9 protein-coding genes are annotated in these 8,337 nt (G+C 67.3%); 6 read left to right on the top strand and 3 right to left on the bottom strand.

What is annotated here, in order from left to right; genetic code table 11:
- The first annotated feature begins 287 nt into the window (after window positions 1-287).
- From ABS78_RS23570 to ABS78_RS23560, 3 genes are all read left to right on the top strand, one after another.
- Window positions 288-797 carry a transposase gene (locus ABS78_RS23570; RefSeq protein WP_293385576.1) on the top strand — a complete coding sequence of 170 codons (510 nt, stop codon included), beginning with the start codon at window positions 288-290 and terminating at the stop codon, window positions 795-797.
- The gene (locus tag ABS78_RS23565) at window positions 755-1,060 is read left to right on the top strand and encodes a hypothetical protein (RefSeq protein WP_293385573.1); all 306 of its coding nucleotides are present in this window, start codon (window positions 755-757) and stop codon (window positions 1,058-1,060) included. Before ABS78_RS23570 ends, ABS78_RS23565 begins: the two co-directional genes overlap by 43 nt.
- 281 nt (window positions 1,061-1,341) lie before the next feature.
- Complete coding sequence (locus tag ABS78_RS23560; RefSeq protein ID WP_293385570.1) at window positions 1,342-2,568, top strand: alpha/beta hydrolase domain-containing protein; 1,227 nt, start codon at window positions 1,342-1,344, stop codon at window positions 2,566-2,568.
- Window positions 2,569-2,785: 217 nt separating this feature from the next.
- Here ABS78_RS23560 and ABS78_RS23555 read toward each other — a convergent pair whose 3' ends face one another.
- From ABS78_RS23555 to ABS78_RS23545, 3 genes are all read right to left on the bottom strand, one after another.
- Window positions 2,786-3,070: a type II toxin-antitoxin system RelE/ParE family toxin gene (locus tag ABS78_RS23555; RefSeq protein WP_293385567.1), complete on the bottom strand. Its 285-nt coding sequence runs from the start codon at window positions 3,068-3,070 to the stop codon at window positions 2,786-2,788.
- Window positions 3,060-3,305: a type II toxin-antitoxin system prevent-host-death family antitoxin gene (locus ABS78_RS23550; protein ID WP_293385565.1), complete on the bottom strand. Its 246-nt coding sequence runs from the start codon at window positions 3,303-3,305 to the stop codon at window positions 3,060-3,062. Before ABS78_RS23550 ends, ABS78_RS23555 begins: the two co-directional genes overlap by 11 nt.
- Before the next feature lie 165 nt (window positions 3,306-3,470).
- Complete coding sequence (locus tag ABS78_RS23545; RefSeq protein WP_293385562.1) at window positions 3,471-5,525, bottom strand: TonB-dependent receptor; 2,055 nt, start codon at window positions 5,523-5,525, stop codon at window positions 3,471-3,473.
- Between the two features lie 108 nt (window positions 5,526-5,633).
- Between ABS78_RS23545 and ABS78_RS23540 the strand changes: the two genes are divergently transcribed.
- The 3 genes from ABS78_RS23540 to ABS78_RS23530 are packed head-to-tail and all read left to right on the top strand — an operon-like array spanning window position 5,634 to window position 7,980.
- The gene (locus ABS78_RS23540; protein WP_293385559.1) at window positions 5,634-5,975 is read left to right on the top strand and encodes a PepSY domain-containing protein; all 342 of its coding nucleotides are present in this window, start codon (window positions 5,634-5,636) and stop codon (window positions 5,973-5,975) included.
- Window positions 5,975-6,637, top strand: a complete 663-nt coding sequence (locus ABS78_RS23535; RefSeq protein WP_293385556.1) for a response regulator transcription factor — start codon at window positions 5,975-5,977, stop codon at window positions 6,635-6,637. Before ABS78_RS23540 ends, ABS78_RS23535 begins: the two co-directional genes overlap by 1 nt.
- Window positions 6,634-7,980, top strand: a complete 1,347-nt coding sequence (locus ABS78_RS23530; RefSeq protein ID WP_293385553.1) for a HAMP domain-containing sensor histidine kinase — start codon at window positions 6,634-6,636, stop codon at window positions 7,978-7,980. Before ABS78_RS23535 ends, ABS78_RS23530 begins: the two co-directional genes overlap by 4 nt.
- Window positions 7,981-8,337: the final 357 nt, after the last annotated feature.

Genomic DNA, 8,337 nt, shown 5'->3' with positions numbered 1-8,337 from the left:
GCCAGGCTCGTCGAACTCATGAATCAGATACGAAAGCCAAGTCCGGCGCTACTCGATCAGATGGGTGTGCCGGCATGAAAACGTGGGGAAACCTCAGGGACGGAGGAAGTTAAATGCCCTTTTGCCCAGTGTCCGGGCGCTTCGGCCTTCCAGGACGGCGCAAGCTCACCGGGCGGCCGAGCGTCTTTTCCGCCATGGCCTGGAAGCGTTTGCTCCCAAAGGCGCGTTCCAGCAAAGCATGGGGTCAGGTCTAGCATCGTAGCATTCGCTGGAGTAGGCTCCGCGGCATGGCTCGACCCGTTCGCCTTGAATTTGGTGGTGCGCTCTATCACGTGACGGCACGTGGTGATCGCCGGGAGGCGATCTATGAGGATGACGTGGATCGTGCGCAGTTTCTTGAGGTGCTCGGCCAGGTGGTCGGGCAGTTCAATTGGTGTTGCCATGCGTACTGCCTGATGGGCAATCACTATCATCTGGTGATCGCGACGCCGGATGGCAATTTGTCGAAAGGGATGCGCCAACTCAATGGCGTGTTCACGCAATGGAGCAATCGCCGTCACCACCGCACGGGCCACCTGTTCCAAGGGCGCTACAAGGCGATCCTGGTCGATGCCGACAGCTATCTACTGGAGTTGACCCCAGCTATCAAGCCATTACGGGGGAGGTGGGCGCGCCAGCTTGGCTGGAGACTGATGGGCTTCTTGCGCAGTTTGGAACACGCCGTGCCCGGGCCGTGGCGGCGTACGAGAAGTTCGTGCACGAGGGGATGGAAGGCGAGTCGATCTGGAAGCATCTGAACCGCCAGGTGTTCCTCGGTGACGATGCTTTTGTCGCTGGCGCACACCAACGAGCCGGGCAGCGGTCGGATGACATCAATATTCCGCGTGCTCAGCGGCGGCCGCCAGCACCGCCATTGAAGGCGATTGCGAAAGCCCACCCGGACCGTGATAGCGCCATGCGGGCGGCGTGGGCGACCGGTGAATACAGCTATACGCAGATTGCCGCCTACTTCGGCGTTCACTTCACTACGGTTGGGCGAATCGTCCGCCAAGCCGTTTGATGTCCGAATGCAATGATGCTGGATCTGACCCTTGGGGTGCGTGCCGAATTCGAAACGAAGGTCTGGCCATATGACAGGCCTCAAGCTAACAAATGCTACGCCTTGGGGTGCGTGCCGAATTCGAAACGAAGGTCTGGCCATATGACAGGCCTCAAGCTAACAAATGCTACGATGCTAGACCTGACCCCTTGCTCGCACGGGCCTCAAGCTAACAAATGCTACGATGCTAGACCTGACCCCTTGCTCGCACGCTAGACCTGACCCCTTGCTCGCATGACCCCTTGCTCGCACGCGATTTCGCGGTGCATCTGAAGACGAAGAACATTCCCTCCGCCATCAACGACCGTCCCGGCGACGCCGTTGCGGTCTTCGCGTTCGGCTATTCGCAGGGCGGACGCTTCCTGCGCGACTTCGTCTACCACGGCTTCAATACCGGACCGGACGGCCATCGCGTGTTCGACGGCATGCTTATCACCACCGCCGGCTCGGGCCGCGGCTCCTTCGAACACCGTTACGCGCTGCCTGGCGAGGCGGGCAACTCGGTGATGAGCAACTTGCGCGCGGTGGACCTGTATCCCTTCGCCGATGTGCCGACGCCGGATATCGACGGCACCGGCCACGCCGGCCTGCTGGACCGTGCGGTGCACGACCACACCGTGCCGAAGATCATGTACATCCTCAGCAGTTCCGGCTACTGGGCGCGCAACGCGTCGCTGCTGCAGACGACCACCGATGGCAGGCAGCCGGTCGCGCTGGGGGCGGACAGCCGGCTTTATTACTTCGCCGGCGTGGCGCACGCGCTGAGGTTTCCGGGCCAGTTCACCGAGAAGGGCAGGGAAGCGGCCTATCCCTACAATGCCAATGTCGGCCTGGCCGACGGCATGAATGCCCAGCTCGAGAATCTCCGGATGTGGGCGGTCGACAACGTGGCGCCGCCGCCCACGATGGCGCCGGTGCCGGGGTCCACGCTCATCCCCGCGACCGAGCTGAAATTCCCGGCGATCCCAGGCATCCGCGTGCCGAACGATCCGCCGCCGCTGTGGCGGATCCGCATGGGGCCTGACTTTGCGAGCAAAGGCATCATCACCGAGCCGGTGCGTGTCGGCGCGAGATATCCGCTGCTGGTGCCTGCCGTCGATGCTGACGGCAACGAGTTGGGCGGCTGGCGCGGCGCGATGTCCTCGGTGCCGCTCGGCACTTACACCGCCTGGAACTGGACGTCGCCGCAGCTCGCGCGTTTCGGCTTCATTTCCAGCCTCTACGGCGCCTTCATCCCGTTCGCCCACACGCGTGCCGAACGCCTGGCCGCGCACGATCCCAGACTGTCGATCGAGGAACGCTACGGCGATCGCGCCGGCTTCATGAAAGCCGCCGCCGCGTCGATCGACAACGCGATCGCCAAGCGATTCCTGCTGCCGATCCAGCGCGAGGACATCCTCGCGAAGATGGGAAGGCATTGGGACGACACGATGAAGTTCGACTGGTATCTGGGCAAGCAGGGGCGGTAGCAAAATGACCGGGTTCCGTTCTTTCCAAACCGCAGTTGGCCATGGCGAACATGGCGGGCGATAAGCGCGCCAGAGGTATTTGGCGTAATTGCTGCTGGCCTTGGCCTCGCCCCGTGCCGTCGAGCCGGACACGGTCAAACGGCGCGCGTGGCGGCGGTACCGCAGCGTGATCAGCCGGGTGGGCCTGCCGATGTTTCGGCCACGTCCCCTCTGGTTTCTAGAGCCGCTTCTTCGCCGCGAGGTAGATCAGCCCTTTTTCCCGCTTGCCTACCGCGATCACGGTGACCACAAGCACTTTGTCATGCACCTGGTAGACGAGGCGGAAGCCTGATGCGCGCAGTTTGATCTTGTAGCAGTCCGGCAATCCATGCAGACGGGATGCCGGAACGTGCGGATGTGTCAGTCGCTCGGATAACTTGTTCTTCAGCTGATTGCGGATGTCGGCGGACAGCTTGCGCCATTCCTTCAGCGCGGACTCGACGAACTCCAGGCTATAGGTCATCGAGCTTGACCTTGACCCGCTTCTCGCCGCTGCGTGCGCGCACCAGTTCGGCCAGCTCCAGATCGTCCAGTCGATCCATCAGGCGCTTGTACGTTTCTGCAGGCACCAGGTAGGCGCTGGGCTTGTTATGCACCAACACGGCGACCGATTCGCCATCGGCGGCTTCGATCACGGCGCTGGGGTTGCGCTTGAGTTCGGTGATGCTGACACTCGCGCTGGCGTGGATGGTTTCCATGTTTGGCTCCGTATTTGGCGCCGAATATGGCACATCCATAAGGGCGACTCAACCGGCGTGGCTGCGCGGTCCGGTGTCGCGGAAACCCGTGTCAGGCGGAATGGCACTCGCCTGAGCGCACTTCCGAGCGACCCTGGTAGGTGGACGACGCGGAGTCGAGTGTCCCTAACCCCCCACGCTCCGCCGGAACGTCAAACTCACAAACCCCGGCGACCGCCGCCGCCTCCGCTCGATCTCCTCAAGTGGAACGATCGAACGCGGTCCGTCGTACTTCTCCCGCGTTTCCCTGAACCCGCGCCCGAACAGGTCGGTCGCCTCGGCGCGCATGCGCCAGTGCGTGCCCAGTTCGCGTTCGACGAACACGGTCCAGCCCATGCCTTCGGATTCGCGCTTGATCTCGTCGTAGCGGTATTCGGTCTTGCGTTCGGCGATGTGCTCCAGTTCGATGCCCCAGTGGGTGCGCAGGGTGGGGAGGTCCTGGGTGAGTTCGATGCTGCCTTCGACGGGCTTCTCTTCGGAGATGGGGCGGGGGCGGCCGGTGGTGGGGTCGGTGACGTGGCTGCGGCGCCACTGCATCGACGAGGTGAGGCGGCCGCCGTGGAAGCCGATACCGTCGAGCGGCAGCGAGATGTCCAGGGCCAGGGTGTCGCGGCGGCCGGCGCCGATGTTGCCGGGGGCGTCGAAGATGTCGTCGTCGGTGATCACCAGCACGCGGTCGACCACGTCGCTGATGCGCTCGTGGGTCCAGCTTGCGGTGAAGGCGGCGTCGCGCCACAGCTGGTGCTCCCAGGTGAGGGCGCTGCGCCAGGTGCGGTCGGGTTTGAGTTCGGCGTTGCCGGCGCTGATGCGGTCGTTTTCCAGCGAGGCGGAGGCGACGAAGTCCTCGAAGTCGAGCTGGCCGACTTCGCGCGAGAGCGCGAGGCGTAGCTGGTCGTTGGCGTCGACATCCCATTGCACGGAAAGCCGCGGTTTGGGGTAGGTGAAGTGGCGCTGGCGCGGCGAGTCGCCGGTTTGCGCGATGGTGGATTGCTCCAGCCGCAGGCCGGCGTCGAGCATCCAGCCGGGCGCGGGTTTCCAGGTGGCGCCCGCGGCGGCTTCACTGCGGCGCTCGGCGATCTGCACGTCGGAGCCGGGCAGGGCGATGGCGACGCCGTCCTGCTGCAGGCGGGTGGTGCTGCGCAGGGTGTTGCGTGCGCCTTCGAACGAGCCGTTGAGGGTGAGCACATCGGACCAGGCGTGGGTGAGGTCGATGCGGCCGATGCTTTCGCCGGTGCGGGTGTGCTCGTCGAAGGTTTCGTCCTCATCGTCGTCGTGCGAACGCTCGCGATCGTCCAGCCAGGCCTGGTGGCGGGTGGCCATCAGTTCCAGCCGCGTGCGTTCGCCGAACTTGCGCACGTAGCGCGCGCCGGCTTCGGCTTCGTTGGTGTCCTCGTCTTCGTGCACGCGTTCGCTGCCTTCGGCCGGGGCCAGGGCATCGAGGCGGGTATCGGTGCGCGCGCGTTCGCCGCGGGCGGCAAGGTTGAGGCTGAGCTGGCCGCCGGCCAGCGGCTGGCGCCAGCTGGCGCTGGCTTCGCCTTTTTTCTTGATGGTGCGGGTGTCCCAGCGTTCGCGCTGCTGCAGTGTGCCGTCGGGCGCGAGCGTATCGATGTGGCCGCGGCCGGTGTCGTCGTCCAGTTCCGGGTCGAGTTTCGCGGCCAGCTCCAGCGCATGGCCGTCCCAACGCCGGCCGTATTCCCATTGGCCCTTCGGCGCCATCCAGCCGTCGGCGGCGGCGAGCACGCCTGCCTCGATGGCGGACTGGCTGGTGGCCTCGTGCCGGCGCACCACGTTGGCCAGCAGGGCGTAGCCGGCCATGTCGATGCCGGGCACGCCGCCACGGATCAGCTCGATGCGTTCCACCGCGCTGGCCGGGATGCGCTTGAGCAGGGTCTTGGTGTCCTCGTGCTTGCTGGTGGGGCGCGCGCCGTCGATCAGCACGTTGCCGCGGGCGCCCGCGTAGCCGCGCACGTCCTCGTCGGCATCCACGGTAACGAAGCCGGGCAGGCGCGAGAGCATGTCCCACGCGTTGGCCGGCGCATTGTCGGCGAAGTCGGCGGGTGAGTAGATGGTGACGTCGCCGCTGCGCGCGGCGGACGGCGGTTGCGCTTGCGCACCGATGGTGATCGACAGCCCGGCGATGGCGGCCAGGACGAACCAGCTTGCACGCGAAGCGATGGACATGGAGACTTCAATCCGCAGGAGTTCCCCGCAGTCTGTGCCCTCGTTGCTGACATCCGCGCCACGCCCGGTGTCAGCTTGTTGTCAGCGCGGTTGTCGCAGGATCGGCCCATGAACATGCATCTGATCCGCCGCATCGCCATCCCCTGCTCGCTCACCGCGGTGTTGCTGGCCGCGTTCGCGCTGGGCCTTTCGCCGCGCGCGCAGGCCGGCAGCCATGACGACCACGTCGAAGCCCGTGCGTTGCTGCAGCGGGGCGAAATCCTGCCGCTCAGCCGCATCCTCGCCATCGTGCAGCAGCGCGTGCCCGGCGACGTGGTGGAGGTGGAGCTGGAACACGGCAAGCACCACGGCTGGGAGTACGAAGTGAAAGTGCTCACCGCGCAGGGTCGCGTGCGCGAGGTGAAACTCAACGCGCGCACCGGCGAAGTGCGCAAGGTCGAGGACGACTGATGCGCTGCCTCGTCGTCGAGGACAACCCCGATATCCAGGCCGATCTTGCCCGCGCGCTGGAAGCGGCCGGGTTCACCGTGGACGTCAGTGGCGACGGCGAAAGCGCCTGGTATCGCGGCGACGTGGAGGACTACGACGCGGCCGTGCTCGACCTCGGCCTGCCACGGCTCGACGGCCTGTCGGTGCTGCGCCGCTGGCGCGCGGCGGGGCGCGCGTTTCCGGTGATCGTGGTCTCCGCGCGCGGCGACTGGACCGAGAAGGTGGAGGGCATCGAGGCCGGCGCCGACGACTACATGGCCAAGCCGTTCGAGATGGGCGAGCTGATCGCGCGCGTGCGGGCGCTGATCCGGCGCGGCTCGGGGCGGCTGTCCAACGTGGTCGCCATCGGCCGCCTGCGGCTGGACACCGCGCGGATGAGCGCCTCGTTCGATGGCGCGCCGGCGCGGCTGTCGCCGCTAGAGTTCCGCCTGCTGGATTACCTCTCGCACCAGGACGGCCGCGCCGTCTCCGCCGGCGAGCTGGCCGACCATCTCTACGGCGCGGCCGAGGACGGCGACACCAATGCAATCGAGGCGATCGTGGCGCGGCTGCGGCGCAAGTTCGGCGCCGACATCATCGCCACCCGCCGCGGCTTCGGCTACCTGCTGGAAACCACCACGTGATCACCCGCTCGCTGCACTGGCGGCTGCTGGTCGGCGCCATGGCGGCGATCCTGCTGGCGCTGGCAGTGGCATGGCTGTTCATGACGCTGCTGTTCGAGCATCACCTGGAGCGGCGATTGCAGGCCGAGATGACGCGCGACGGCCTGCGCCTGGTGGCCGGCCTGGCGATCGGGCCGGACGGTGCGCCGCAGATCGAGCGGCCGCCGGTGGATTCGCGGCTGGAAACGCCGGCCGGCGGCTATTACTGGGAAGTGTCGACCGCGTCCGGCGCGCTGCGTTCGCGCTCGCTGTGGGATGCGGACCTGCGTCGCTCCGCCGCCGCGCCCAGCGATCACTGGCGCCTGCAGCGCGCGGCCGGACCATACGGCCAAGAGGTGTCGATCCTCGAACGCCGGGTGGAGCTGGGCGACGGACGGCTGGCCCTGGTGCAACTGGCGCTGGACGCCGCGCCGCTGGCCAGCGCGCGCGCCGAGTTCGGCCGCGAGCTGGGAGCGTTTCTGGCGGTGCTGTGGCTGGTGCTCTCCGCCGCCGCATGGCTGCAGGTGCGTCTGGGCCTGCGCCCGCTGGGGCGCGTGCGCAGCGAACTGGCGGCACTGCGCGAGAGCGCCAGCGCGCGCTTGCCGGAATCGCACCTGCGCGAGGTGCAGCCGCTGGTCGATTCGATCAACGCGCTGGCCGATGCGCGCGAGCGCGACCTGGCCGTGGCGCGCCAGCGCGCGGCGGATCTGGCGCACGGCCTGAAGACGCCGCTGGCGGCAATGGCCGCGCAAAGCCGGCGCGCGCGCGAGGCCGGCGCGCAGCAGGCGGCCGAAGGGCTGGATCGCGCCATCGCGGCGATCCGTCGCGCGATCGAGGCCGAGTTGGCGCGCGCGCGCATCGCCGTGATCCGTCGCCAGCCCGGCGGCAGCGCCGCGGTGCGCGACACGGTGGAGCGCCTGCTCACCGTGCTGGAACAGACCGACCGCGGCGGCGAACTGGCCTTCACCCTGGACATCCCCGCCGGCCTGCAACTGGCGCTGCAGCCGGACGACCTCTCCGAGATCCTCGGCGCGGTGCTGGAAAACGCCGTGCGCTACGCGCGCCGCCAGGTGCGCGTCAGCGCAACCGCCGGACCGCAGTGGGCGCGCGTGAGCATCGAGGACGACGGCCCCGGCATCGCCGCCGAACATGCGCGCGATGCGCTGGCGCGCGGCGGCCGGTTGGACGAGGCGAACGAAGGCAGCGGGCTGGGCCTGGCGATCGCCCGCGAACTGACCGAGGCCACCGGCGGCACGATCACGATGTCGCGCGCCGCGCTGGGCGGATTGAAGGTGGAGTTCTGCTGGGGGCCGAGCGGGGATTGAGGCGCCGTACACGGGCTTCGACTTCGCCGCTGCGCGGCTACGCTCAGCCCGAACGGGGGCGATTTCCGATTCCCTCGGAAATCAAGACAACGCGGCGGTATGGATTGACGCCTGCATGCGCTCCTTACCATTGATGCCTGAAACCGATCACGCTGAGCGTGGTTCGCGCCAGCGAACCAAGTCGAAGCGCCGCCCGAACCCCACTACCGCCATATTCAATGCCCGCGCCCGTGGAAATTGCCGGTACCCGCGCCGACCGAGATGCTGATGCCGCCGCCGGGATCGTCGCAGCTGCCGAAGGCCTTGGTGACGTTCACCGTGCCGGTCTGGTAGTTGCCGCTGAAGCGGCTGCCGCCG

Origin of the sequence: Phenylobacterium sp. SCN 70-31, assembly GCF_001724605.1 — a bacterium.
Lineage (GTDB): Bacteria > Pseudomonadota > Alphaproteobacteria > Caulobacterales > Caulobacteraceae > Phenylobacterium.
This window is presented reverse-complemented; position numbering and strand designations above follow the sequence as displayed.